Consider the following 24,387-nt stretch of genomic DNA (forward strand, 5'->3'; position numbering starts at 1 on the left):
CATGAAGCGATTCCATGTGCATCTGAACGTCCAGGATCTGCCGGCGAGCATCGCCTTCTACTCCAGGCTTTTTGCCTCGGAGCCGGCGCGCGTCGAAAGCGACTATGCCAAGTGGATGCTCGCCGATCCGCCGGTGAATTTTGCGGTGTCCACGCGCGCCGGCGCGACGGGCATCGACCATCTGGGCCTGCAGGCCGAGAACGAGGAAGAACTCGCGGAACTCAAGGCCCGCGCCGCCCAGGCCGAGATCGAGACCTTCGACGAAGGCGCCACCACCTGCTGCTACGCACGCAGCGAAAAGCACTGGATCACCGATCCGCAGGGCATTGCCTGGGAACACTTCCACACGCTGGGCAATGCGCCGGTGTATGGAGAGACGAGGGCGGTTGCGAGCCAGAAAACCGCGTGCTGCGCACCAGGGACGGCGAATTGCCATGGCTGAAAGAATCTACAACGTGCTCTTCGTGTGCACCGGCAACTCCGCGCGATCGATCATGGCCGAAGGCCTGCTCAACCACATGGGCGAGGGCCGGTTCAAGGCGTATTCGGCGGGCAGCCATCCAGCGGGCAAGGTCAGCCCGCAGGCGTTGCGCACGCTCGAGCGGCTGCGGCTTTCCGCCGAGGGCTACCGCAGCAAGAACTGGGACGAGTTCGCCGCGCCCGGCGCCCCCGCCATGGACTTCGTGCTCACGGTCTGCGACAAGGCGGCCGGCGAGGTGTGCCCGGTATGGCCGGGCCAGCCGATGACCGCCCATTGGGGCGTTGCCGATCCCGCGGCTTTCGAGGGCTCGGAAGAAGCGACCGAGCGCCAGTTCATGGACACGGCGCTCACCCTGAAGCGCCGCATCGAGCTGATGCTGGCGCTGCCGCTCGCGCGCCTCGACGCCATGGCCATCCAGCGCGAGATGCGCGACATCGGCAAGGTCCAGAAGGCCGCGACATGACGGTCAACGTGTTGATCCTGTGCACGCACAACTCGGCCCGCAGCGTGCTGGCCGAAGGCATGCTCAACCACCTGGCGCAAAAGGCGGGCAGGGACGTGCGGGCCTACAGCGCGGGCAGCGCGCCGAGCGGGCGGCTGAATCCCTTCGCGCTCGAGGCGCTCGCCAATGCGGGCGTCGACGTGTCGGCGTACCGAAGCAAGAGCTGGGACGAGTTCGTGGGTGAAGGCAAGCCGGCCATGCGCATCGTCATCACCGTGTGCGACAGCGCCGCGCAGGAGACCTGCCCCTACTGGCCCGGCAGCCCGGTGCAGGTGCACTGGGGCTACCCCGATCCGTCGAACGCGCCCGGCGGCGACGAAGGCAAGCGGGTGGCCTTCGAGCTGACGCGCCAGGCCCTGGCCTACCGTCTCGTGCAACTGCTGGCGCTGCCGATCGAATCGATGGCGGATAGCGAACTCCAGGCGGCGCTGACCGCGATTTCCGAAAGCTGATTTTCCATGAGCTCCACTTCCGCCACCGCCGCCGCTGCATCGTCCGCACCGCCGCCCGCCATCGGCTTCTTCGAGCGCTATCTCACGGTGTGGGTCGCGCTGTGCATCGTGGTGGGCATAGCGCTCGGCCAGTGGCTGCCGGGCGTGTTCCGCGGCATCGCATCGCTGGAAGTGGCCAAGGTCAACGTGCCGGTCGGCGTGCTGATCTGGGTGATGATCATCCCGATGCTGCTGAAGATCGACTTCGCGGCGCTCGGGCAGGTGAAGGCGCATTGGCGCGGCATCGGCGTCACGCTCTTCATCAACTGGGCCGTGAAGCCGTTCTCGATGGCGCTGCTGGGCTGGATCTTCATCCGCCACGTGTTCGCGCCGCTGCTGCCGCCATCGCAGCTCGACAGCTACATCGCGGGCCTGATCCTGCTGGCGGCGGCGCCGTGCACGGCGATGGTGTTCGTGTGGAGCCAGCTGTGCAAGGGCGACCCGTACTTCACGCTGTCGCAGGTGGCGCTCAACGACGCGATCATGGTGGTGGCCTTCGCGCCGGTGGTCGCGCTGCTGCTCGGGCTGTCGTCGATCACGGTGCCCTGGGACACGCTCTTGACCTCGGTGGGGCTGTACATCGTGGTGCCGGTGGTCATTGCGCAACTGCTGCGCAGGCACTTGCTCAAGCAGGGCACGGCCCGCTTCCAGGCGGTGGCGGCGCGGCTCGGGCCCTGGTCGATCTCGGCGCTGCTGCTCACGCTGGTGCTGCTGTTCGCCTTCCAGGGCGAAGCCATCATCCGGCAGCCGCTGGTGATTGCGCTGCTCGCGGTGCCCATCCTGATCCAGGTGTTCCTGAACTCGGGACTGGCCTATGTGCTCAACCGCAGGCTGGGCGTGGCGCACTGTGTGGCCGGGCCGTCGGCGCTCATCGGCGCGAGCAATTTCTTCGAGCTCGCGGTGGCCACGGCGATCAGCCTGTTCGGCTTCCAGTCGGGCGCCGCGCTGGCCACGGTGGTGGGCGTGCTGATCGAGGTGCCGGTGATGCTGCTGGTGGTCGCGGTGGTCAACCGGTCGCAGGGCTGGTATGAAAAAGGCGTGAGGGCGGGCTGACCGGCGCCGAGGCCGACACCGCATGACCCCCGCATCCCGCCGGGTGCTGACGGTGTCGGCGCTCGGAACGGCGCAGACGCTCTCCTGGGCTTCGTCGTACTACCTGCCCGCCATGCTGGCCGCGCCGATTGCGCGCGACCTCGGTGCGCCTTCGTTCATCGTGTTTGCCGCGTTCTCGCTGGCGCTCGTGGTGTCGGCCGCGCTGGGGCCCTTTGCCGGCAAGGCGATCGACCGCTTCGGCGGACGGCCCGTGCTGATGGGCAGCAACCTCGTCTTTGCCGCGGGCCTGCTGGCGCTGTCGCAAGCGGGCAGCGTTCCGTGGCTGATGGCCGCGTGGGTCCTGATCGGCATGGCGATGGGCAGCGGGCTTTACGAGGCGGCGTTTGCCACGGTGGTCCGCATCCACGGCGCCGACTCGCGCGGTGCCATCACAGGCATCACGCTGTTCGCGGGATTTGCCAGCACCGTGGGCTGGCCGCTGACGGCGTTTCTCGAAGCGCATTACGGCTGGCGCGGCGCATGCATGGCCTGGGCGGGCCTGCACCTGGTGCTGGGGCTGCCGCTGAACGCTATCGTTCCACGCGTGCGGGAGGCCGCGGCGCAGCAGCTTTCCAACACCAGGAAAGCCGCCGCTACTGCACCGGGTGATGCGGCCCGGCCGCGGCGAACGGAATTCCTGCTGGCCTATGTCTTTGCCGTCGGCTGGTTCATCAGCACGGCCATGGCGGCGCATCTGCCGAGCCTGCTGCATGCGAGCGGGGTGTCGGTGGTTGCCGCGGTTTCCATTGCCGCGCTGGTGGGACCGGCACAGGTGGCGGGCCGTCTGCTGGAGTTCGGTTTTCTCAGGCGTGCACCGGCGCTGCTGTCGGCGCGGATCGCCGCGCTGGCGCATCCGCTGGGGGTGGCCGCGCTGCTGGTGTTCGGCGCGCCGGCGGCCGTGGTTTTTGCGGTGCTGCATGGTGCCGGGAACGGCATCCTCACGATCGCGGTCGGGACATTGCCCTTGCTACTGTTCGGCCCCCAGGGCTATGGCGGGCGGCAGGGCCTGCTGATGGTGCCCGCGCGGCTCTTGCAGGCCGCTGCGCCGTTCCTCTTCGGCCTGCTCGTGCAGGGCTGGGGCGAGCGCGCGCTGTGGGCTTCGGCCTTTCTCGGGCTCACGGCCCTGGGCGCGCTGATGTGCATCTCGGTGCCGGGCGCGCCTCGAAGCGGCCGCCGCTGAAGGCTTCCGGGCGGCTCGCGGCTTCTCGCGGGGGGCGTGTTCTCCGACATGGCCGGGGCGGCTTTCGGGCCATGATCCGACTCATCCGCTTGTGTCCGACGCAGCGTCCATGAAGATCGCGACCTTCAACGTCAATGGCATCAACAGCCGGCTTGCGCTTGTGCTGGCATGGCTGGCCGAGGCCCGCCCGGACGTGGCCTGCCTGCAGGAGCTGAAATCCCCGGACCCGAATTTTCCCGCCGCGGCGATCCGGGACGCGGGCTACGGCGTGCTGTTCCACGGCCAGCGCGCATGGAACGGCGTGGCCATTCTTGCGCGCGGAACGGAGCCGATCGAAACCGGCCGCGGGCTCGACGGCAACTCCGAAGACAGCCAGAGCCGCTATCTCGAAGCAGTGGTGGGCGGCGTGATCGTCGGCTGCCTGTACCTGCCCAACGGCAATCCGCAGCCCGGCCCCAAGTTCGACTACAAGCTCGAATGGTTCGAGCGGCTCAACGCCCATGCGCGCCTTCTCTGTGGCTGCGGCATGCCGGCGGTGCTGGCCGGCGACTTCAACGTGGTGCCCACCGATGCGGACATCTACAACCCGGCCTCATGGCAGGACGATGCGCTGCTGCAGCCGGAAAGCCGCGCGGCCTTCGCCCGCCTGCTGAAGCAGGGATGGACCGACGCGATCCGCGCGCGCCATCCCCGCGAGGCGATCTACACCTATTGGGATTACTGGCGCAACCGCTGGCCGCGCAATGCGGGGCTGCGCATCGACCACCTGCTGCTCAACCGGGAGCTCGCACCCTTTCTGGCCGATGCGAACGTGGACCGCGAGGTGCGCGGGCGGCCCGGAGCGAGCGACCACGCGCCGGTCTGGGCCCTGCTGGACCTGCCCGCCGGTTGATCGAAGGAGGGGCTGTGAACAAAGGGGATACATTTACGTACCTATCGAGCCGCCCGAACGACGCGTCCCCTTTCCCGCGAGATCCATTCCAGTGACCATCGGAACAACGGCGGACGCCTGCTTTCCCGGCTTCGATGACGGGTTCGTCATGGCTTTCCAGCCGATCGTGGATTTCCAGCGGCGCGAAGTCTTTGCGCACGAAGCCCTGGTGCGCGGCACCTCGGGAGAGGGCGCCTTCGAGGTGCTCTCGCGCGTGAACCCGCGGCACCGTTTCGCGTTCCACGAGGCCTGCCGCGTGAAAGCCATCGAGACCGCTTCGGCGCTGGGAATGGAGTCGCGGCTGAGCCTCAACATCCTGCCCAACGACGTGGCGGGACATCAGGACGAGTGCTTCCATACCGCCATGGTGGCCGCGCAGCGCTGCGACTTTCCGGTGGACCACCTGATGTTCGAGATCACCGAAGGCGAACGCGTGGCGGACCTGCCGGCGCTGGCGGCGACGTTCCGCACCTACAAGGGCTACGGCTTCACCTCCGCCATCGACGACTTCGGCGCCGCCTATGCGGGCTTCGAACTGCTGGCGGGCTTTCAGCCCGACGTGGTGAAGATCGACATGGGCCTGGTGCGCAACATCCACAACGACGCGGTCCGGCTCAGCATCGTGAAGGGCTTCGTGGGCACCTGCAGCGAACTCGGCATCCGGGTGGTGGCGGAAGGCGTCGAGGCTTCGGAAGAAGTGCATGCGCTGCGCGCGCTGGGCGTGGACCTGTTCCAGGGCTACCTGTTCGCCAGGCCCGGCATCGCCATGCTGCCGGCCGTGGCGTGGGACGCCGCCTGAGGCGCCAGCTCAGGCGTTGCTGGTTGCGCGGACTTCCTCGATGGTGGTCTGCCCCGACAGGACCTTGCCGATGCCGTCCTGGCGCAGCGTGCGCATGCCCTCGCGCAGCGCGGCTTCCTGCAGCTCCTCGGCGCGCGCGCCGCTTTGCACCAGGCGGCGCAGCGTCCTGGAGATCACCATCAGCTCGTGGATGCCGACGCGGCCGCTGAAGCCGGTGTTGTCGCAATGCGCGCATCCGGGGCTCGAAAAGGCCTGCAGCCGGCCGTCGCGGCCGTGCTGGCCGAGCCAGCCGCTGCGCACGGCCTCGCGTTCGGCCGGCGTCTCCTGACCCGCGAACGCGTGCATGTAATCGGCCAGCAGCTCCTCGATTTCCTCCGGGCGCATGGGGCGGCCCTGGATGCAGTGGCTGCACAGGCGGCGCACCAGCCGCTGCGCCAATACTGCGAGCAGCGAATCCGCGAAGTTGAAGGGGTCCATGCCCATGTCCAGCAGCCGCGTCACGGTTTCGGGCGCGCTGTTGGTGTGCAGCGTGGAAAGCACCAGGTGGCCCGTGAGCGAGGCCTCGATGGCGGTGCGGGCGGTTTCCTCGTCGCGGATCTCGCCGACCATGATCACGTCGGGATCGGCGCGCACGAAGGCGCGCAGCGCCTTGGCAAAGGTCCAGTCGATGCGCGGATTCACCTGCACCTGGCGCAGGCCGGGCTGGGTGATCTCGATCGGGTCTTCGGCCGTCCAGATCTTTCGCTCCGGCGTGTTGATGTGCATCAGGGCCGAATGCAGCGTGGTGGTCTTGCCCGAGCCCGTGGGCCCGACGCACAGCACCATGCCGTAGGGCCGCTCCACCGCCTTGGTGAACTCCGAGAGATTGCGCGGCGAGAGCCCGAGCTTGTCCAGCGCAATCGGCTTGGCCGAGGCCAGGATGCGCATCACCACGTCTTCCAGCCCGTTGGCGGTGGGGATGGTGGCCACGCGCAGCTCGATGCGGTGCTGCGGCGAGTACTTGGCGAAATTGATCTTGCCGTCCTGGGGCTTGCGCTTTTCGCTGATGTCCAGGTCGCACATGATCTTCACGCGCGCAACGACCGCGTTGCGGTAGCTGGCCGGCAGCTCCAGGTGGGTGTGCAGCCGCCCGTCGCGGCGAAACCGGATGCGGGTCTTTTCCTTGCCCGGATAGCTCTCGATGTGGATGTCCGACACGCCCTCGCGGTGCGCGTCCACGATCATGCTGTTGATCATCCGCACCAGCGAGTTGTCGGACTGCTCGATGGCAGTCTCCTCGACGGCGGGCGCAGGGCGCTCCTTCTCGAGGGTGACCAGCAGGTCGCTGGTACCCAGGGCGCCGGGGCCGGTGCTGCCCACGTCGAAGTCCAGCGGCCGCGAGGGATCGTGGACGATGGTCGGGTCGACCGCCTCGGTGCCGATCTTGCCGTAGGCCTTGTAGAGCACGGTGTCCAGCACCAGGCATTCGCCGATCACCGGCACCACCTTCCTCTGGGAGATGAACTCCACTTCGTCGATGGCCGCATGGCGGCCGGCCGGATCGTCCATCGCGAGGATGAGGCGTCCCTCGTGGATCATGAGCGGCATCACCTGCAGGCGCCGGGCGACGGCATGGCTGATGCTGCGCAGGGCATCCACGGCCACCGGGAACTCGTGCAGGTTCACGAGCGGATAACCCATCTTGCGCACCAGTGCGGCCTGCAGCTGGGCCCGCGTCACCACGCCCATGCGAACCAGGGTCTCGCCCAGCGGCACGCTGCGGTCGAGCTGCTGCTGCGCCAGGCCCGCGCGCAGCTGCTCTTCCGTGAGCATGCCCAGCGCCATCAGGGCCTGGCCGATGCGCAGGATGGGCATGCGGCTCTGGACTTCCAGTGCGTGCAGCAATTGCTCGGGCGTGACGACTTCGGTGGGGGACATGAAATGGTTTCTCCTGTGAAAGGGATTCTGAGGCCGCCGGGGCGGGCTTGTCAGCAGGAATGCGCCCCCTGCCATCGGCAAGGGCAATGCGCAACCACTACCAAAGTTCTCAATCGGAAAAGCCGAAGGTGTTGCGCCCCGCTGCCTTTGCACGATAGAGCGCGGCATCGGCGCGCGCCAGCAGGTCGGCGGCGCCGACCGAGGCGTCCGCAGCCTGGTGGAAGGCAATGCCGATGCTGGTCGTGACGTTCAGGCTGCGGCCGTCCAGTTCGAAGGGAACGGTGCCCACCCGCTCGACGATCTTCCGCGCGACGGCCACCGCGGCTTCGCGCGTGTGCACGTTCTCCAGCACCACCACGAACTCGTCGCCCGCCAGGCGCGCCACGGTGTCGGTGCCTCGCACGCTGGCCAGCAGGCGCTGCGCATACTCCACCAGTACGCCGTCGCCGGTCGCGTGGCCGAGCGTGTCGTTGATGGTCTTGAAGTAGTCGATGTCGAGAAACAGCACCGCCAGCGCGTTGCCCGAACGTTGCGCGCGGGCAATGGCGCCCGGCAGGTATTCGTTGAAGGCGAGCCGGTTCGCAAGGCCGGTGAGCGTGTCGACCCGCGCCAGGTCGCTCAGCTTGCGCTCCACCGCCTTCAGTGCGCTGATGTCCAGGCTCAGCGAGAAAATGCCGCGCGTGGCGCCGTCGGGGCCGATGTCGGGCACGTAGCTCACGCGGGTGGTGCGGTCGACGCCCTTGGTCCTGGTCTGCGCCTCGAACTCCACGCGCTCGCCCGCCAGCGCACGCGCGATCATGGCCTTGCGCGAGAGATACAGCTCCGGGCCCGCGACGTCGCCGACGTGGCGGCCCAGGATCTCGGCCGGCTCCACGCCGAGCCATTCGCGGTAGGTGGCATTGGCGAAGGTGATCTTCTCTTCGCGGTCGATGTAGGTGATGAGTGCCGGCAGGTTGTCGGTGATGGTGCGCAGGCGCCGTTCGCTCTCGGCCTGCCGCAACTCCGCGCGCTTCAGCGCGGTGATGTTGAAGGTCATGAGATAGAAACCGACGAGCCCGCCCTGCGGGTCCATGTCGGCAACCAGGTTGACCTGAAAAAAGCCATCCTTCCCATGCAGCGGCGCCTGCACCGGAAAGCGCACCGACTTGCCCTCGCGCACCAGCGGAAGATAGGGCCGGATCTGCCGGTGCACTGTCCTGCCCAGCGCCGAGCGCAGGGTGACGCGATCGAGCGGGCCGCTGCCCAGGCCCGCCATCTGCCGCGCGCGGCTGTTGGCGAAGAGGCAGTTCTCGGCGCTGTCGAAATAGCCCACCAGCGCCGGGATGCTGTCGGTCACGTCGCGCAGCCGCTTTTCCTGTTCGGTCAAGGCCTTGCGTATGTTCACCTCGTCGGTGATGTCGAAGGTCATGGCGAACACGCCCTGCACCACGCCGTTCGCGTCCCGGTCGGGAATGTAGTGGGCCTTGAAGGTGCGCTCGCCGATGCCCAGCGCCGGATCGCCGGATTTCTCGACCACCACCGTTTCGCCGGCCAGCGCGCGCTCGTAGGCCGGCGCCACGATGGCAAAGTCCGACGGGCCGCGAACCTCGGGCATCGATTGCCCCACCATGGCCCGGTCCTTGTGCAGTGCCCTCACCTGGGCATTGACGAAGGTGTACCTCAGCGAGGAATCGACGTGCGAGACCAGGGCGGGGATGTTGTCCGCAATGACGCGAACCTGCGCTTCGCTGTGGGCAAGGCTGAATTCGATGCGCTTGCGCTCGGTCACGTCGGAGGTCATGGCGTAGTAGCCGCGGACCTGCCCGGCCTGGTCGCGGTCGGGGATGAGCTCGGTCTGGAAGTAGCGGTCTTCCTCGCCGCGCCTGGCCTCGCCCCGGCTTTCGAAGCTGACGGCCTCGCCGGCCAGCACGCGCCGCACCGCGGCGTCCACCGTCTCGTCCTCGCCGATGTTCTGCGCCGTGCGCCCGATCAGCTGCGCCGCGCCGCGGTCGAGCTTCCTGCACAGCGGCGCGTTCACGAAGGTATAGCGGCCCTGCGCATCCACGTGCGACACCAGCGCGGGGAGGTTGTCGGTGATGTCGCGCAGGAACTTCTCGCTCGACTTGCGCTGCTGCATCAGCGTGTCGAAGGTCCGCGCAAGATCGCCGATCTCGTCGCGCCGGTAGGTGCGCGGCACGGTCGTTTGCAGGGCCGGGTTGTCCACGTCGAGCATGTGCCGGTGCAGATGCGTGAGCGGCCTGAGCTGCTGCCGCACGAGGCCCAGCGCCGCGGCACCCGCAAGCATCGCGAGCACCAGCGTGCCGAGCCATGCCGAACGCTCGATGGCGTCGACGCGGGCGAATGCCTCCGCGCTCGGATACATGGACCCCAGCACCCAGTTGGTCTGCTGGATGCGCTTGAAGGCGTACAGCCCGTGCACGCCCGCGTGGTTGAAGCCTTCGGCCGCGCCTTCGTAGCCTTCCAGCGGACGCTCGATCTCGGGGTTGCCGACACCCTTCAGGCCCGTCTGGTTGATGATGCGCTCGGTGCGCGGATGGTCGACCACCACGCCGTCCGTGCTGGTGATGAACAGATAGCCGGTTTCGCCGAATCTCACGTCGGTGAGTTCGCCCAGGAGGTTGCGGTCCTTCAGGTTGATGGCGCCCGAGATCACGAACTTCAGGTTGCCCGCGGGGTCCAGCACCGGCTCGGTCATGGCGATCTGCGCCAGGCCGCTGAGCCGGTTGAGATAGGGTTCGGAGATCACGCCGGCCCGGGAGGAGAGCGTTTCGCGGAAGTACGGCCGGTCCTTGATGTTCACCCGGCCGGGCTGCTGCGCACCGCTCAGGCTCGCGATCAGGTCGCCCTCGGCCGTGAAGAGCGCCACGTTGCTGAAGGCCTGGCGCAGCGACGGATGCTTTTCGACGAAGGCCTGCAGCGCCGCTGCATCGGGGAAGTCGTTCGATCCCAGGCTGTCGGCAAAGGTCTCCAGCAGGGTGCGGCGGCTGGCGAACTTCTGGTCCACCGTGTTCGCGATGGCCGACAGGCGTGCGAATGCTTCGCTTTCGATCGAGGCCTTCATGCTGGTCTTGACCAGCTGCAGGGCGACCGTGGCAATGGCGAGCGTGGCGGCCAGGACCACCGCGGCAACGCCGAGGCCCACGCGCGTGTTCAGGCTGATGCGGATGTTCCGAAGACCGGGCAATTTCATTGGCATGGACGTGCATCGCGATGAGATCCGCGCTGCGCCTGCACGTAGTGTGTCACGTAGTGTGTCAGAAGCGGGGAACGGGTCACCTCGCGCAATCCCCCATGCGCCGCCGGCCAACGGCGCATCCTCACATCTCCTCGCGCTTGAGAAGATAGTCGAGCGGGCCGACGCGGAACCACCGGTAGCCGTAGGGCTCCAGCAGCATGCAGTGCTTTCCCTTCGAGTTGGCGCGGCTGTGCGCGTTGGAGAGCAGGTTGATCAGCCGCCCGCCATGCCTGCCCAGCGCCTTGGCGCCGAGCTTTATTTCCAGCGGGCTGTCACCCAGGTTGTGCACGAAGACCACCGCGTTGCCCCGCCACTCGTAGCGCATGACGAGCACCACGCGCTCCTCGTTCGGAATCACCTCGAAGTCGCCCCAGCCGATCTCGGGCACTTCCTTTCGCATGCGGAACACGCGTTCCATCCAGTTGAGCAGCGACTCGGGATCGCGCCGCTGCGCTGCCACGTTCACGTGCTCGAAGCCGTAGGCGCCGCCCGTGATCACCGGCAGCACCGGCTTCGAGGAGGTGGTGAATCCGCCCTGGCGTTCGGTGGACCACTGCATCGGCGTGCGCGCGCAGTTGCGCTCCGGCAGGCTCAGGTCGTCGCCCATGCCGATCTCGTCGCCGTAGCGGATCACCGGCGTGCCGGGCAGGGTGAGCATCAGGCTGTAGGCCAGCTCGAGGCGCCGCCGGTTGCCGCCGAGCATCGGTGCCAGCCTGCGGCGTATGCCGCGGTCGTACAGCTGCATGTCCTTGTCGGGGCCGAAGGCGGCAAACACGCGCTGGCGCTGCGCAGGCCGCAGGCGCCCCAGGTCGAGCTCGTCGTGGTTGCGCAGGAACATGCCCCATTGCGAGGTGGGCGGGTGTTCCCGGGTGGCCTCCAGCGCCTTGACCAGCGGCCGCGAGTCGCCCGCGGCCATGGCATAGAACAGGTTCTGGTTGACCTGGAAGTTGAACATCATGTGCAGCCGCTCGCCCTCGTCGCCGAAGTAGGCCATGTTGGTCCTGGGCAGCACGTTGGCCTCGGCAAGAATGATCGCATCGCCCCGGCGCCATTGGAGCAGTTCGCGGAACTGCCGCAGCATGTCGAACTTCTCGGTCGGGCGCACGACCCGCGGGCCCTTCGCGCCGATCACGAAGGGCACGGCGTCCATGCGGAAACCGGACACGCCCATCTGGGTCCAGAAGCCCATGATCTTGAGGATCTCCGCCTGCACGTCGGGGTTGGCGGTGTTCAGGTCGGGCTGGAATTCGTAGAAGCGGTGGAAGTACCAGCGCCTTGCGAGCTTGTCGAAGGTCCAGGTCGATTTCTGCACGCCGGCGAAAACCACACCGTCGGTGTAGCGGGGCGGCTTCTTGTCGGACCACACATACCAGTTGTGATACTTTGACTTGCGGTCCCTGCGCGCCTGCTGGAACCACGGGTGCTGGTCCGAGGTGTGGTTCACCACCAGGTCCATCAGCACGCGCATGCCAAGGCGCGAAGCCGAATGCGTGAACTCGACGAAATCGCCGAGCGTACCGAACCGGGGATCGACGTTGTAAAAGTCAGAAACATCGTAGCCGTCGTCCTGTCCCGGCGATGGATGGAAGGGCATCAGCCACAAGGTGGTGACACCCAGGCCGTGAAGGTACTCCAGCCGCCGTGTCAGCCCCTCGAAGTCGCCGCAGCCATCGCCATTGGAGTCCATGAAGGTTCCCACGGAGAGGCAATACACCACGGCGTTTTTGTACCAAAGGTCGTTGATCATGCCGGGGAACCTCCTGAAGATCGGAACCTCGCAAACACGGAACACACGAAAGGAAACCCGATGTCGGCCGATGCTTGGTGGAAGAACGGAATCGTCTATCAGATCTATCCGCGTTCATTCCAGGACAGCGATGGAGACGGCATCGGCGACCTGCGAGGCATCCGCAAGCGGCTCGATTATCTGGTCGAGCTTGGCGTGGATGCCGTCTGGATATCGCCGATCTACCCCTCACCAATGGCCGACTTCGGGTACGACATATCCGACTACTGCAACATCGATCCGCGCTTCGGCACGCTCGAGGACTTCGATGCGCTCGCGGCCGAATGCAAGGCGCGCGGCCTGAAGCTGGTGCTGGACTTCGTGCCCAACCACACCTCCGACCAGCACCCGTGGTTCGTGCAGAGCCGCGCCTCGCGCACGAGTCCCAAGCGCGACTGGTACCTGTGGCGGGACCCCGCACCCGATGGCGGCCCGCCCAACAACTGGCTCAGCAATTTCGGCGGTCCGGCATGGACCTTCGACGAGGCCAGCGGCCAGTACTACTGCCACTCCTTCCTGAAGGAGCAGCCCGACCTCAACTGGCGCAACCCCGAGGTGCGCGAGGCGATGTACGAGGTGCTGCGCTTCTGGCTGCGGCGCGGGGTGGACGGCTTTCGCATCGACGTGCTCTACCACCTCGTCAAGGACGACCAGTTCCGCGACAACCCGCCCAACCCGTCGTTCCAGCCGGGGCAGGACCCTTCGCACCGGCTGCTGGCGCTCTACACCACGGACCGGCCGGAGATGCAGGACATCGTGGTCGAGATGCGCCGCGTGGTCGACGCATTCAGCGACGAGGCTTCGGCGCGGGTGCTGATCGGCGAGCTCTATCTTCCGCTCGAGCGGCTCATGGCCTACTACGGGCGCACCTCCGAAGGCCTGTTGCAGGGCGTGCAGCTACCGTTCAACTTCCAGCTCATCGCGGCGCCGTGGCATGCGGTCGAGATCGACCGCATCGTGCGCAACTACGAGGCGGCATTGCCGCACGGCGCGGCGCCCAACTGGGTGCTCGGCAACCACGACAAGCCGCGCATCGCGAGCCGTGTCGGACAGGAGCGGGCGCGGCTCGCGGCAATGCTGCTGCTGACGCTGCGCGGCACGCCCACGCTCTACTACGGCGACGAGATCGGCCTGACCGACGTTCCCATTCCGCCCGATGAAGTGCAGGACCCGTTCGAGAAGAACGAGCCGGGCAAGGGCCTGGGGCGCGATCCGCAGCGCACGCCCATGCAGTGGAGCCGGGCCCATGCGGCCGGCTTCACCGATGGCACGCCTTGGCTGCGCCTTGGCGGCGACTGGGGCATGCGCAACGTGGAGTCGCAGCTGGCCGATCCGGCCTCGATGCTTCAGCTCTACAAGCGGCTCATCGCGCTCAGGCGCAACGAGGCCGCGCTGCACGAGGGAAGCCATGAGCAACTCGACGCCGGCGCCGACGTGCTGGCCTATGCAAGAACGTCCGGAGACAGGCGGCTGGTGGTGCTGCTGAACTTTGCCACCACCGAAACCCGGGTGGCCGCCGACCTGCTGCCGGCGGAAGTGGTGGTGCTGGCATCTACCCACGCGGACCGCACCGGCGCGGTGGCCGGCGAGCTGGTGCTGCAGCCGCTCGAGGGCGTGATCGTCACGCACTGACCGGTGCGTGAAGACGGTGCGTGAACGACGCGGCTACTGGCCCGACGGATAGGTCTCGGGAACCTCCGCGTCCATGGCCGCCGCATCGCGTTCCAGCGGCTCGACCGCGCGGCTGCTGTCGAAGTGCAGCAGCGCATCGAACTGCACCGGCAGCCGCGCGAAGAAATAGTGGCTCTGCCGTTCGGTCTCGGGCCGGTAGATGACGCCGATGGCGCGTTCGAGCCGCGGCTCCCGCAGCGCGAAGAAGTGGCTTCCCTCGCCGCGCAGCGGCAGCATGAAGCGCTCGAGCCCGGTCTCGTGCATGAGGCCCTCGTAGCTGTCCTCGCGCGAGGGAACCACCTGCTTGCGTTCGGCGGCCGCGCCCCAGTCGGAGGCTGCCATCACGGTGCCGGTGTGCGTGGTGAAGCCCACCAGCACCGCATCGCGGCCCTGGCGTTCGCGCACCAGCTGGCCGACGTTGAGTTCCCCTCGGCGCTCGCCCATCTCGGTGGCGCGCGCGTCGCCCAGGTGCGAGTTGTGCGCCCACACCACGATCTTCGGGCGATCGCTCGCGCGCCACAGGTGGCGCTCGATTTCGCCCAGCGTCTCCACCATGTGCCGGTCGCGCTGGTTCCAGGAGGACACGTCGCTCAGGTACATCGAGCGGTAGTAGGCCTCGGCGTTCTTGATCAGGCGTGCGTTCTGCTCGGCGTTGAAGGCGTCTTCTTCGTTGGCCGCGCTGCCGCTGCGCCATGCGTCGCCGGCGGCGCGGCGCATCTCGACCAGCATCTCGACCACCTCCCGCTGGCAGGAGGGCGTGTTGCCGAGGCCGGCCATCAGGCCGTAGACCTGCCCGCCGTCGCCGAAGCGGTCGAAGCATCCGTAGCGCTCGCGGGCGCTGCGCGCCGCCACGGGATCGGTGCGGTCGAAGTAGTCGAGCACGGCTTCGATGGAGGCGTGCAGGCTGTAGAGGTCCAGGCCGTAGAAGCCGGTCTTTCCCTGAGGCGGACCCGCGTCGTTGAAGGCGCGCTGCCATTCGACAAAACTTGCGACGTCCTCGTTGCGCCACATCCAGGTCGGAAAGCGCCGAAAGCCGGCGAGCGCATCGCGCGCGTTGGCGTCGTCGCCGGCGCCTCTCACGTAGCGGTTCGCGCGGTAGGCGTCGGGCCAGTCGCCTTCGATGGCCACCGCGTTGAAGCCTTTCTCGGCCAGCAGGCGCCGCGTGATGTCCGCGCGCGCCGCATAGAACTCGTGCGTGCCGTGTGAAGCCTCGCCGAGCAGCACGTAGTGCGCATCGCCGATCAGCTCGAGCAGGGCGTCATGGTCGCCGGAAGATCCGTCCATCGGACGCGCCACCGCACGCAGCGCCTCTGCCTCGTCCGAAATGCGTGAGGGCTTCATCGTCCACGGTCCTCAGGCGGGAAGCGCGCCATGAGGGTTGGCGTCTTCGATCAGGTGGCAGACTTCCTCGTCGCTGGTCTGCGAGAAGTCCAGGTACCAGCGCCCCACGCCGAGGAAGGGCTCCGGCGTCTCGGCGCAGATCACGTCGTCCGCTTCGCCGAGCAGCAGCGCGCAGGCTTCGCGCGATGCCACGGGCGCTGCAACCACCACGCGGGCCGGCGCCTGCCCGCGCACCGCGCGAACGGCCACGCGCATGGTCGCGCCGGTCGCCAGGCCGTCGTCCACCAGGATGGCGGTGCGTCCATGCAGATCGGGCGCGGGCCGGTCGCCGCGGTAGGCGCGCTCGCGCCGCTCGAGTTCGTATTGCTCGTTGCGCACGACTTCGTCGACTTCCTTCGCGCCAATGCCGAGTTCGCGCACGAGGCCTTCGTCGAGCACCCGCTCGCCGCCGCCCGCAATGGCGCCCATCGCGTACTCCTCGTGTCCCGGCACGCCGAGCTTGCGCACCACGAGCACGTCGAGCGGCGCATGCAATGCCTTGGCCACTTCGTAGGCCACCGGCGTCCCGCCGCGCGGCAGGGCCAGCACGACGACGTCCGGCTTGTGTGCATAGGCGGTGAGCCTGTGAGCGAGCACGCGGCCCGCCTGCTGCCGGTTCCTGAAAAACTCGAATGCCATTTTCCGGATGTCCTTGCGGCCACCTTATTTTTGCCGGCGCATGGATGTTGTAGGGCGATGCCCACATTGGCGTAGGCGTGCACTGCCACCGGGGCGTGCGGCAGCGCCATAGAGTGGGGTGTATCTGGAGACGCAGTGGAGCCGCCGATGCAAGAGAAGGAACTGTGGGAACTCGAACGTACCTTCTGGGTGGATGGCGAGCCTGCCTATGCGCAGGGCCTTGCACCCGAGTCGCTGATGGTTTTTGCGCCGCCGGTGGGCGTGCTGGACCGCGCGCGCACCCTCGAGGCGATCCGCAACGCGCCGCGCTGGAAACACGTGGTTTTCGCCGCCGAGCGCGCAATCTCCGCCGGACCGCATGCGGCCGCACTCGTGTACGAGGCCACCGCCGAGCGCGACGACGGATCAGCGCCCTACAAGGCGCAATGCAGCTCGGCCTATGTGCGCATCGGCGGGCAGTGGCGGCTGGCTTTGCATCAGCAGACGCCGTTGGCGGGATGACGGTGCTCGGCCGACGCGCGAGCAGAAATTCCGGATCGATGGTCGAGGCGTGACAGGCCTGGGTGTGCATTCGTTCACGCTTTGGACGGATGCGTGTGCGATGACTACTTTGGGTTGCTTCCGGCCCTGCAACAGCAGCTTACATAATCCTCCCACAAAACGGCCCCCCAGCTTCTGAGGGCGGCCAGGGAGCTTTCATGTCAATGTTCGATCGCGCGAGTTCGCTCGCCCGTGCCCGTGGTTCGTCCGCGTCCATGAGAAGGCGCGTCATCCTGCGCTCGCTGCTGGGTGACGCCTTGCAGTTCTATCGGCTGGCGGGGCGCGAGGCGCTCAGCCAGGCCTACGCCTTCGATCTCGACCTGCTGGGCAGCAGCAATGCGATCGACCCCGCCGCCCTGCTGGGCAAGCCCGCCACCGTCGTGATGGAGACCGAGAGCGGCAGCCCTCGCTACCTCGCCGGCCTTGTCACCCGCTTCGGCCTGTCGCACGAAGACGATCGCCAGGCCTTCTACAGGATGCGGCTGCGCCCGTGGCTGTGGCTGGCCACGCGCCGCTCCGACTTCCGCATCTTCCAGGACCAGACCGTGCCCGAGATCGTTGCGGCCGTGCTCGGGCGCTACGGCCATCCGATGGAGCAGAAGCTCAGCCGCAGCTACCGCCCCTGGACCTACTGCGTGCAGTACCACGAGAGCGACTTCGACTTCATCTCGCGCCTGTGCGAGCACGAGGGCATCTACTACCACTTCCGCCACGAGGCCGAGCAGCATGTGCTGGTCTTTGCCGACGACATCGCCAGCGCCCACAGCCCGCTGCCCGGCGGCGAGACCGTGCGCTACCACCCGCACGAGAAGGCCGGCATGACCGGTGGGCTGGAGGCCAGCGAGCGCATCTACGAATGGGCGTCCTCGGATGAAGTGCGCCCTGGCCATTACTTCAACGACGACTACGACTTCGAGAAGCCCCGGGCCGAGCTGTCGCATCTGCGGCAAATGCCGCCCGGGCACGACCACGACGACTTCGAGCGCTACGAATGGCCCGGCGGCTTCACCCAGCATGACGACGGCGAGACCTATGCGCGCATCCGCACCGAAGAACAGTTGAGCGAACGCAGCCGGGTCACAGGCCGCGCCAACCGGCGCGATCTGGCGCCGGGCTGCACCTTCACGCTCACGCACCACCCGCGCGAGGATCAGAACAGGGAGCACCTGCTGATCAGCGTGGACTACGACCTTCAGGAGAACCTGCAGGCCAGCGAAGGCGCCCATGCCTCCGAAGGCTCCGTGCAGCGCTTCGCCTTCGAGGCCCAGCCCACGAGCTATGCCTGGCGTCCCCCGCGCACCACGGCCAAGCCGTGGACCGATGGTCCGCAAACGGCGTTGGTGGTTGGTCCGGCCGGCGAAGAGATCTGGACCGACAGGTATGGGCGCATCAAAGTCCAGTTCCACTGGGACCGCCTGGGCCAGCGCAACGAGAACTCCAGCTGCTGGCTGCGCGTGTCCACGGCCTGGGCCGGTGCCACCTTCGGCGCGGCCGCGCTGCCGCGCATCGGGCAGGAAGTCATCGTCGACTTCCTCAATGGCGACCTCGACCATCCGATCGTCACCGGCCGGGTGCACAACGCCGACGAGATGCCCGCCTGGCAGCTGCCGCATCAGAAGCACCTGTCAGGCCTGCGCAGCCGCGAGCTCGGCGGCAGCCGCTCCAACCACTTGGTGCTCGATGATTTCGCAGGAAAGATTCAAAGCCAGCTCAAGAGCGACCACGACAGCTCGAGCCTGAGTCTCGGGCACATCGCCCGCATCGAGGACACGGCGGGCCGCAAGGACCTGCGCGGCCAGGGCTTCGAGCTGCGCACCGACGGGCATGGCGCCATCCGTGCCGCCCGCGGCCTGCTGGTGAGCACCGAGGCGCGCGCCAACGCCCAGGGCCACATCACCGACATGCGCGAGACCGTCGCCAGGCTCACAGAGGGGCGCGACCTGCACGAGAGCCTGGCGCAGGTGGCGCAGCAGGCCAAGGCCCATGAGGCGGGCGACCAGGACGAGGTGGCCCGGGCGCTGAAGGCGCAGAACGATGCGATCAAAGGCAGCGGCGGCCCCTCGGCCCAGGGCGAGTTCCCGGAGTTCCAGGAGCCGCACCTGACCTTGTCGAGCCCAGCAGGCATCCAGGCGACGACGCAGGGCTCCACCAACCTCGTGAGCGTCGAGCACACGGCCATCAGCAGCGGCGCGCACACCAGCGTGGCCACGGGCAACAGCTTCCTGGTGAGCGCCAAGGACGCGGTGCGCATGGTCGCCTTCAATAACGGCATCCGCATGGCGGCGGCCGCGGCCGACATCGACCTCACGGCGCTCAAGGACAGCATCAATGCGCTGGCCAAGCTGGACATCAAGATGGAGGCCAACCGGATCACCATCACGGCCAAGGAAGAGGTGCTGATCAACGGCGGCTCCAGCTACACGCGCTGGACGGCCGGCGGCATCGAGAGCGGCACCAACGGGCTGTGGCGCGCGCATGCGGCTTCGCATTCGATGGTGGGGCCCAAGAGCGTGCCGGTGCCGCGAGCCAGCCTGCCACGGCTCACCGGCAACTATCGCGAGTTCTTCATCCTTCAGGACGAGGCCGGCAAGCCTCTGCCCAACCACCCCTACGAGATGTTCCTCGACGGCGCCCTGTTCGCCAAGGAAAGGACGGATGCGCAAGGCAGGACGAAGGTGGCGAATACCAGCGAGCCGGAGCGGGTTTCGGCCGAGCCGGGGATCGAGGATGACCGCTGGTTCTACATCAGTGCGACGTACTGGGACGGCTCGACACCTTACGAGCTGGATTTTCTCAAGGATGGCAGCCAGGAAGCCTGAGCAACGACCGCAGTCCGATCCGCTACAGAAAAACAATCATGGCAACACAACGTCCGAAGACCGCATCCCCAAAGACCGCCTCGCCCAACCCATCGCCAGGGCGAAAAAGCACCACGCGGCCCAGCACCGAGGGGACCATCCTCCCAGTCACGAATCCGCTGGACCTCTGGTATCTGTGCCAGAAGGCCGGCTATGCCGAGAAATACCCGCTGAAGAACTCCAGCGGCTCGCCGATGTACCAGCGCACCGTGACGCAGTGGGTGCGCAAGGATGGAGAGTTCTTCGGCTGGCATTTTCCGTACTACGGCGAAGTGGGCTTCGACATGACCCGAAGCCCGCCCCGCGCGATCATGAGCAAGCGCGACGACAACCGGCCCAGCCGCATGCCGCTGAGCCAGTATGAGTTCCTGGTCGATCGCTTCGCGGTGCTCAACACCGGAAAAGTCGGCGTCGTCGATGCGCTGCTGACCAAGCAGTACCTGGAGGACAACCTGAGTCCCGAGGACTTCGAGCGGGCGAACAGGATGGTGCAGGTGGCGCGGGACAGCCTCTTTGGTCCGAAGCGCAGGCGCGTGAAAATTCCCGGCCTGCTGCGCATTCCCGATGTGATCCGGGTCAAGGACCGCTTTGCGAAGGGGGCGGCACGCTATGCGCCGGGGAATCTGGAGTTTGTGATTGAAATGAAGTTTGAGGGGGATTCGATGTCAGATGAACAACGAATCTCGTATCTCTTGATCGCTGGAAGCGACATCAAACTTCGCTTGCTCAATACCAGAGTCTGCAAAATCGAACGGCATCGCCGCCGCGGCTGGCTGGAGAAGGCACGCCAGACGGAACCCGTGTTCAAGGACGTGCATGTCACCGGTCCGTCTTCGGCCCGGGCGCTGGCCTTGCAGCAATCCATCGGCGAACTGAGCCTGCTCATCGGTGACATCGAGCAAGAGCATGCCAAGGTGCGGCGGGTGTTCCAGCCGCAGCCGATTCCTGCCGACGTGCCGCAGATGCGACCGATGGACCCCGCCGCCGAGCGGCGGGCGCAAGAGCAACGCGAGCATCAGCGCGCCACCCTGGAACTGAGCCTGGCCGCGCCGATGGCGGGGGCTGCGGTCGGCGCCATCGCGGTGGCCGGAAGCACGTTGCTTGCGGGCGGAGGCACGCTTGGCGAGGGGGCCAGCATTGTTGCGGCTCAAAGTGGCAAGCTGATCCAGTTTCCCGTCGGACGGGTCGCGGTGGGAACGGCCGTCGCCAATGCGGCCATCTTCGAGGCGGCGGCAAAGCCGACAACCTCCACGGGTACCGGCGCTTCGGGGGAAGCCTTCGACATCTACGCCCCCATCCATCTGGTCTACATCGACGAATAAGGCGGACTCACCATGAGCGAAATCACACCCGAACAGCAATGGACGCAGTGGCGCGAGCAATGGGATGCGGCCGCGTGGCACTTCACCTACATGGACGAAGTCCAGCCGGACAAGCCGGTACTGCAAGGCGGGCTAGTTGCCGTCTTCTACTTCGTGGATGCGGCGCAGCCTGAGAAACGCCAGGCCTTGGCGCAGATGCTTCGCGGGTTCCACGACCGGTATGCCCAGCACTTGACATGGGGCACCTTTGGACCAAAGGTCGAGCAGCAGCCGTACACCAGAGAGAAGGTGATGGAATGCGCCGAGTGGATCGAACAGGCGGACATGAACCACGCGGTGGAGTTCACCTGGGCGTCAGGGGGCGGACTGGATTTTGTGGGCGAGTATCAGATCAATGCGTTTTCGACAGCGTTTTGGTTTGAGAAAGTGCACAAGACGATAGGCTACCTTCGCATTCATTTGCCAGTGGATGAACTGAATAACCTTGGCTATCCGACTTGGCTGAGAGAGTGTGCTGCCCTGTTGCAACCGATCCACGGTCTTGCCGGGCTTGGGTTTCAGCAGTGCTACGAATTCAACAACTACGAGGCCCTGGAGTTTGCTCATGCACTCGACTTCAGCGGACTGGATGTCGGGCATCCACTCGCACGGAGAGAACTGCGTCATGGCCTCAAATCCATCAACTGGCTGACCTTTCTTGACGACTCCATGCTGGCCCCCTTGGGCGGCAGGTCCGAACTGAAGGAGCAAACAGCCAAGATCAATCGCTGCCTGCAAATCCAGGCCATGCGAGACAACGCACCGATCGAGCAGCTCACGCTGCATTTCTACGAAGGCGGCGTGATGGTGCAAGCCGGCGATTGGCCTCAGTTGGGCTGGGTGGAGCACGATGCCTACCCGCTCGCCTATGTCGCCGCCAACCTGCTGCTGCGGCCTGCGCGCGTGCCCGAACTTGGCAGCCTTCACTTGGGCTCGCTCGTCGGCGAGGCGCGCTTCGACAAGCACACCTCGAACGTCTGGCTGCGTCGCTTCGACGCAGCCTCCGACGAACTGGAGGTGGCACTCAACACCCGCGTGCACGAACTCCCCGCTGCAGCATCGGCATCGCGGCAGGCCAGCGTGCCCGGCGGCGAGCCTTGCCCGAAGGCCGGCTGGTGGTTCACTCCGGCCCAGTTGCACAGCCGGCGCTACTTCGACAAGGGGGAGATCATGCCCGTCATCAAGCGCAGTTCTTTCGGCAACACGTACTGGCAGCAGACGGCCGATCCAAAGGACGACAAGTGATGGTTCAGGCTGCATGGAGTGAACACTCGGGGCAGGCCCATGCTTGATGGATATTCGTATTGCTTGCCAAGCCCTCTCGGCAGTGGCATCAAGCTATACGTGCTGATCGACGCTGTGGCGTCCGGCATGGATTTGGAAAGCGCGGCGCCAAAATTGCGCAGGCCTCCTGGCTCGCCGCTGGATTCAACATATTGAGGTGGCTCAATGAGATTTCAAGAACTGCGCCGACAGCGATTCCTCGACGAAAAACATGCAACGGAATTCGATGAAGAGCTACGCGAACGTATTGCATACAACCAGCCATATCTTGCCAAGACTGACATCACGGCGAGAGCCTTGCGATCTTTTGCTTGGAGCATTGCTAGCGAACAGCTTGAGCTTCTGATTCTGCGGTACACAGCAGGTCAGTCCATTGCTGACCTGTCACGTGAATTCCCGACAGTTATCTCAGGGTTTGAGCAGTTCATTCCGTTCGACGAGCCCCGCCCGAACGAAGCTTACACATTGACCATCACCCAGCACGAAGCCTACGTCTACGTGATGTGGCTGCTGGCGCTCTGCAGGCTGCTGGGCCATGCCGAACTGGTTCCAACCGTCATGCGCTGGCTCGACAAGAACGCCGAATACAACCGGGGCCGCGACGGCCTGTTCGAGGCGGTGGTCGAAAAGCTCACAGGCAAGAAGGAACCCGTCGAGCGCGTGCTGCTGCATCCCGCGGCCTACCGCCCCCTCGCCAAGGCCACGGCACCCGATGCGCAGGACCGGCCGGCACTGGTCAAGGAGTTCCTCGACGGCTGGTACAAGAACATGAAGGATTGCTACTGGCACGGCACCCACACCGACAAGGAGGGCTCCTCCTACTTCGGCTACTGGGCCTTCGAGGCCGCGCTGGTCACCGTGCTGTGGAACATCGACGACAGCAGCTACCGCGACCACCTGGTCTATCCCAAGGACCTGGCCGACTGGGCGCGGGAGCACCGGTCCAGCGTCTCCCCGCACGATCCGTCTTATTGGCCTGCCGTCGAAGCATCGACCGCACGAAAGCCGCTCGTGCCCGGCGGCGAGCCCTGCCCGAAAGCCGGCTGGTGGTTCACCCCGGCCCAGTTGGACAGCCGGCGCTACTTCGACAAGGGCGAGATCATGCCGGTCATCAAGCACAGTTCCTTCGGCGACACGAACTGGCAGCAGACAGGCGATCCCAAGGACGACAAGTGATGGACCGGTCGGTGGATGGGACGCCGTTCGCGTTGGCGATAAGGCAGTTGGGACGAAGGCTGCATCAGCCCGGCGCACGCGCGTCGCGCCGGCACACCGTCTGGTGCCGAACCGGTTGCGGCGAGGCCGCAGAGTGCGGGCCGCTCGGTTGGTGGCCGTGCTGCAGCCAACAGTGCTGGGCGGCGTGGAAGGAATCCGAAGCGGACGCAGGGCGCGCCTGAGCGGCGTACTGCCATCACTCAGCCGGCCCGCAGCCCACCCCGCCCGCGCCGCGCCCCCTCCCGCCACGCATTCACGATCAGCTCGCGCGCCTTCGGGTGCTCGGGGTCGGTGACCATCCATTCGGGATACGCGTGCGGAAGGCTGGCCGCGGTGGCGCGGATCGCGTCGAACTCGATCGGCGAGAGCGGCGCGGCCGCGCCGGCGCGGTGGGCCAGGGTCTTGCGCAGGCCGGCCTTCCATGCGTCCGGCAGGTGGTCGACGGCGGGCAGGAGCGCCAGCGCGATGTGCGCGGCGCGCGGGCTCAGGGCCGCGGCGTCGGCGCGCAGCCGCGCCAGGCACTCGGTGCCGCTCATCTTCTTTCTTCCATCGCCTTGGTCGCAGGGCATGCTGCGCCTCTCGCTCAGGCCGCCTGGATCTCGATGCGCCGCGGCTGCGCGTGTTGGGCCTTGGGAATGCGCAGCTTCAGCACGCCCTGCGAAAGCTCGGCCGAGATGGCGTTGGTGTCGAGTTCCTTGCTGAGCGTGAAGACGCGGCGGAAGCGGCCCAGGCCGACCTCCGTGTGGCTCGATTCGAGCCCCTCGGGCACCGAGAGCCCGGACTCGGCCTCGATGGTCAGCGTGTCGGACGCGACCTGCAGGCTGAGCTTGTCGCGCGAGACGCCCGGCAGGTCGGCAAAGAGCGTGATGCCGCCGCTGTCCTCGATCACGTCGACCGGCGGAGTGAGCGCGGCGTCGCTGTAGCGCGAGCTGTCGTCCTTGCGCGCGAGTTCCTTCGATCCGGCCGCGCGGGGCGAAGTAGAGGTGGTATTGCGGTCCATGATCGTCTCTCCTTTCTTCATTTCA

Annotated in this window: 20 protein-coding genes; 13 read left to right on the forward strand and 7 right to left on the reverse strand. The window is 66.7% G+C overall.

Features of this window, described 5'->3' with window-relative positions:
* Position 1 precedes the first annotated feature (1 nt).
* The 7 genes from RZE77_RS10660 (at position 2) to RZE77_RS10690 (ending at position 5,476) form a co-directional block, all read left to right on the forward strand.
* Entirely contained in the window at positions 2 to 442 is a 441-nt protein-coding gene (locus tag RZE77_RS10660) for an ArsI/CadI family heavy metal resistance metalloenzyme (protein WP_319441805.1), read from the forward strand.
* Positions 435 to 944, forward strand: a complete 510-nt coding sequence (locus tag RZE77_RS10665) for an arsenate reductase ArsC (RefSeq protein ID WP_319441806.1) — start codon at positions 435 to 437, stop codon at positions 942 to 944. Before RZE77_RS10660 ends, RZE77_RS10665 begins: the two co-directional genes overlap by 8 nt.
* Positions 941 to 1,435, forward strand: coding sequence for an arsenate reductase ArsC (locus RZE77_RS10670; protein ID WP_319441807.1), 495 nt, complete (start codon positions 941 to 943; stop codon positions 1,433 to 1,435). The genes RZE77_RS10665 and RZE77_RS10670 overlap by 4 nt, the downstream gene beginning before the upstream one ends.
* Positions 1,436 to 1,441: 6 nt before the next feature.
* Positions 1,442 to 2,527, forward strand: coding sequence for an ACR3 family arsenite efflux transporter (arsB, locus tag RZE77_RS10675; RefSeq protein ID WP_319441808.1), 1,086 nt, complete (start codon positions 1,442 to 1,444; stop codon positions 2,525 to 2,527).
* Between the two features lie 22 nt (positions 2,528 to 2,549).
* Positions 2,550 to 3,746 carry an MFS transporter gene (locus tag RZE77_RS10680; protein WP_319441809.1) on the forward strand — a complete coding sequence of 399 codons (1,197 nt, stop codon included), beginning with the start codon at positions 2,550 to 2,552 and terminating at the stop codon, positions 3,744 to 3,746.
* Positions 3,747 to 3,855: 109 nt separating this feature from the next.
* Complete coding sequence (locus RZE77_RS10685) at positions 3,856 to 4,638, forward strand: exodeoxyribonuclease III (protein ID WP_319441810.1); 783 nt, start codon at positions 3,856 to 3,858, stop codon at positions 4,636 to 4,638.
* A 91-nt stretch (positions 4,639 to 4,729) separates the two neighbouring features.
* Positions 4,730 to 5,476, forward strand: coding sequence for an EAL domain-containing protein (locus tag RZE77_RS10690; RefSeq protein ID WP_319441811.1), 747 nt, complete (start codon positions 4,730 to 4,732; stop codon positions 5,474 to 5,476).
* Positions 5,477 to 5,485: 9 nt separating this feature from the next.
* Here the strand turns inward: RZE77_RS10690 and RZE77_RS10695 are convergent, their stop codons facing one another.
* The 3 genes from RZE77_RS10695 to RZE77_RS10705 all read right to left on the reverse strand — a co-directional run bounded on the left by RZE77_RS10695 (position 5,486) and on the right by RZE77_RS10705 (position 12,375).
* Positions 5,486 to 7,393 carry a GspE/PulE family protein gene (locus RZE77_RS10695; protein WP_319441812.1) on the reverse strand — a complete coding sequence of 636 codons (1,908 nt, stop codon included), beginning with the start codon at positions 7,391 to 7,393 and terminating at the stop codon, positions 5,486 to 5,488.
* Positions 7,394 to 7,502: 109 nt separating this feature from the next.
* Positions 7,503 to 10,583, reverse strand: a complete 3,081-nt coding sequence (locus RZE77_RS10700) for a sensor domain-containing diguanylate cyclase (RefSeq protein ID WP_319441813.1) — start codon at positions 10,581 to 10,583, stop codon at positions 7,503 to 7,505.
* A 127-nt stretch (positions 10,584 to 10,710) separates the two neighbouring features.
* Positions 10,711 to 12,375 carry an alpha-amylase family protein gene (locus tag RZE77_RS10705; protein WP_319441814.1) on the reverse strand — a complete coding sequence of 555 codons (1,665 nt, stop codon included), beginning with the start codon at positions 12,373 to 12,375 and terminating at the stop codon, positions 10,711 to 10,713.
* 60 nt (positions 12,376 to 12,435) lie between these two features.
* Between RZE77_RS10705 and RZE77_RS10710 the strand changes: the two genes are divergently transcribed.
* Positions 12,436 to 14,046: an alpha-amylase family glycosyl hydrolase gene (locus RZE77_RS10710; protein ID WP_319441815.1), complete on the forward strand. Its 1,611-nt coding sequence runs from the start codon at positions 12,436 to 12,438 to the stop codon at positions 14,044 to 14,046.
* A 33-nt stretch (positions 14,047 to 14,079) separates the two neighbouring features.
* Here the strand turns inward: RZE77_RS10710 and RZE77_RS10715 are convergent, their stop codons facing one another.
* On the reverse strand, positions 14,080 to 15,426 hold the full coding sequence (locus tag RZE77_RS10715) for an erythromycin esterase family protein (RefSeq protein WP_319441816.1): 1,347 nt from the start codon (positions 15,424 to 15,426) through the stop codon (positions 14,080 to 14,082).
* A gap of 12 nt (positions 15,427 to 15,438) precedes the next feature.
* A complete protein-coding gene (locus RZE77_RS10720; RefSeq protein WP_319441817.1) occupies positions 15,439 to 16,104 on the reverse strand; it encodes a phosphoribosyltransferase in 666 nt (221 codons plus the stop codon).
* Positions 16,105 to 16,251: 147 nt separating this feature from the next.
* Here RZE77_RS10720 and RZE77_RS10725 point away from each other — a divergent pair, with 147 nt between their 5' ends.
* From RZE77_RS10725 to RZE77_RS10745, 5 genes are all read left to right on the forward strand, one after another.
* The gene (locus RZE77_RS10725; protein ID WP_319441818.1) at positions 16,252 to 16,605 is read left to right on the forward strand and encodes a nuclear transport factor 2 family protein; all 354 of its coding nucleotides are present in this window, start codon (positions 16,252 to 16,254) and stop codon (positions 16,603 to 16,605) included.
* A gap of 254 nt (positions 16,606 to 16,859) precedes the next feature.
* Entirely contained in the window at positions 16,860 to 19,463 is a 2,604-nt protein-coding gene (locus RZE77_RS10730) for a type VI secretion system Vgr family protein (RefSeq protein WP_319441819.1), read from the forward strand.
* 38 nt (positions 19,464 to 19,501) lie between these two features.
* Complete coding sequence (locus RZE77_RS10735; RefSeq protein ID WP_319441820.1) at positions 19,502 to 20,824, forward strand: VRR-NUC domain-containing protein; 1,323 nt, start codon at positions 19,502 to 19,504, stop codon at positions 20,822 to 20,824.
* Between the two features lie 12 nt (positions 20,825 to 20,836).
* On the forward strand, positions 20,837 to 22,108 hold the full coding sequence (locus RZE77_RS10740; protein WP_319441821.1) for a type VI immunity family protein: 1,272 nt from the start codon (positions 20,837 to 20,839) through the stop codon (positions 22,106 to 22,108).
* Positions 22,109 to 22,312: 204 nt separating this feature from the next.
* Complete coding sequence (locus RZE77_RS10745; protein WP_319441822.1) at positions 22,313 to 23,323, forward strand: PoNe immunity protein domain-containing protein; 1,011 nt, start codon at positions 22,313 to 22,315, stop codon at positions 23,321 to 23,323.
* Between the two features lie 239 nt (positions 23,324 to 23,562).
* Here the strand turns inward: RZE77_RS10745 and RZE77_RS10750 are convergent, their stop codons facing one another.
* Both RZE77_RS10750 and RZE77_RS10755 read right to left on the reverse strand, forming a co-directional pair.
* Entirely contained in the window at positions 23,563 to 23,931 is a 369-nt protein-coding gene (locus RZE77_RS10750; RefSeq protein ID WP_319431736.1) for a hypothetical protein, read from the reverse strand.
* Between the two features lie 14 nt (positions 23,932 to 23,945).
* On the reverse strand, positions 23,946 to 24,362 hold the full coding sequence (locus RZE77_RS10755) for an Hsp20/alpha crystallin family protein (protein ID WP_319441823.1): 417 nt from the start codon (positions 24,360 to 24,362) through the stop codon (positions 23,946 to 23,948).
* Positions 24,363 to 24,387 lie beyond the last annotated feature (25 nt).

The organism is Variovorax sp. SPNA7 (assembly GCF_033807855.1).
Classification (GTDB): Bacteria; Pseudomonadota; Gammaproteobacteria; order Burkholderiales; family Burkholderiaceae_C; genus Variovorax; species Variovorax beijingensis.

Excerpts from the sequence above, each read along its gene's own strand:
- RZE77_RS10680 (WP_319441809.1), top strand. The coding sequence starts at position 2,550 with ATGACCCCCGCATCCCGCCGGGTGCTGACGGTGTCGGCGCTCGGAACG.
- RZE77_RS10665 (WP_319441806.1), top strand. The coding sequence starts at position 435 with ATGGCTGAAAGAATCTACAACGTGCTCTTCGTGTGCACCGGCAACTCC.
- RZE77_RS10720 (WP_319441817.1), bottom strand. The coding sequence starts at position 16,104 with ATGGCATTCGAGTTTTTCAGGAACCGGCAGCAGGCGGGCCGCGTGCTC.
- RZE77_RS10705 (WP_319441814.1), bottom strand. The coding sequence starts at position 12,375 with ATGATCAACGACCTTTGGTACAAAAACGCCGTGGTGTATTGCCTCTCC.
- RZE77_RS10685 (WP_319441810.1), top strand. The coding sequence starts at position 3,856 with ATGAAGATCGCGACCTTCAACGTCAATGGCATCAACAGCCGGCTTGCG.
- RZE77_RS10660 (WP_319441805.1), top strand. The coding sequence starts at position 2 with ATGAAGCGATTCCATGTGCATCTGAACGTCCAGGATCTGCCGGCGAGC.
- RZE77_RS10745 (WP_319441822.1), top strand. The coding sequence starts at position 22,313 with ATGAGATTTCAAGAACTGCGCCGACAGCGATTCCTCGACGAAAAACAT.
- RZE77_RS10730 (WP_319441819.1), top strand. The coding sequence starts at position 16,860 with ATGAGAAGGCGCGTCATCCTGCGCTCGCTGCTGGGTGACGCCTTGCAG.
- RZE77_RS10750 (WP_319431736.1), bottom strand. The coding sequence starts at position 23,931 with ATGCCCTGCGACCAAGGCGATGGAAGAAAGAAGATGAGCGGCACCGAG.
- RZE77_RS10700 (WP_319441813.1), bottom strand. The coding sequence starts at position 10,583 with ATGAAATTGCCCGGTCTTCGGAACATCCGCATCAGCCTGAACACGCGC.
- RZE77_RS10755 (WP_319441823.1), bottom strand. The coding sequence starts at position 24,362 with ATGGACCGCAATACCACCTCTACTTCGCCCCGCGCGGCCGGATCGAAG.
- RZE77_RS10715 (WP_319441816.1), bottom strand. The coding sequence starts at position 15,426 with ATGAAGCCCTCACGCATTTCGGACGAGGCAGAGGCGCTGCGTGCGGTG.
- RZE77_RS10725 (WP_319441818.1), top strand. The coding sequence starts at position 16,252 with ATGCAAGAGAAGGAACTGTGGGAACTCGAACGTACCTTCTGGGTGGAT.
- RZE77_RS10740 (WP_319441821.1), top strand. The coding sequence starts at position 20,837 with ATGAGCGAAATCACACCCGAACAGCAATGGACGCAGTGGCGCGAGCAA.
- RZE77_RS10735 (WP_319441820.1), top strand. The coding sequence starts at position 19,502 with ATGGCAACACAACGTCCGAAGACCGCATCCCCAAAGACCGCCTCGCCC.
- arsB (WP_319441808.1), top strand. The coding sequence starts at position 1,442 with ATGAGCTCCACTTCCGCCACCGCCGCCGCTGCATCGTCCGCACCGCCG.
- RZE77_RS10710 (WP_319441815.1), top strand. The coding sequence starts at position 12,436 with ATGTCGGCCGATGCTTGGTGGAAGAACGGAATCGTCTATCAGATCTAT.
- RZE77_RS10670 (WP_319441807.1), top strand. The coding sequence starts at position 941 with ATGACGGTCAACGTGTTGATCCTGTGCACGCACAACTCGGCCCGCAGC.
- RZE77_RS10695 (WP_319441812.1), bottom strand. The coding sequence starts at position 7,393 with ATGTCCCCCACCGAAGTCGTCACGCCCGAGCAATTGCTGCACGCACTG.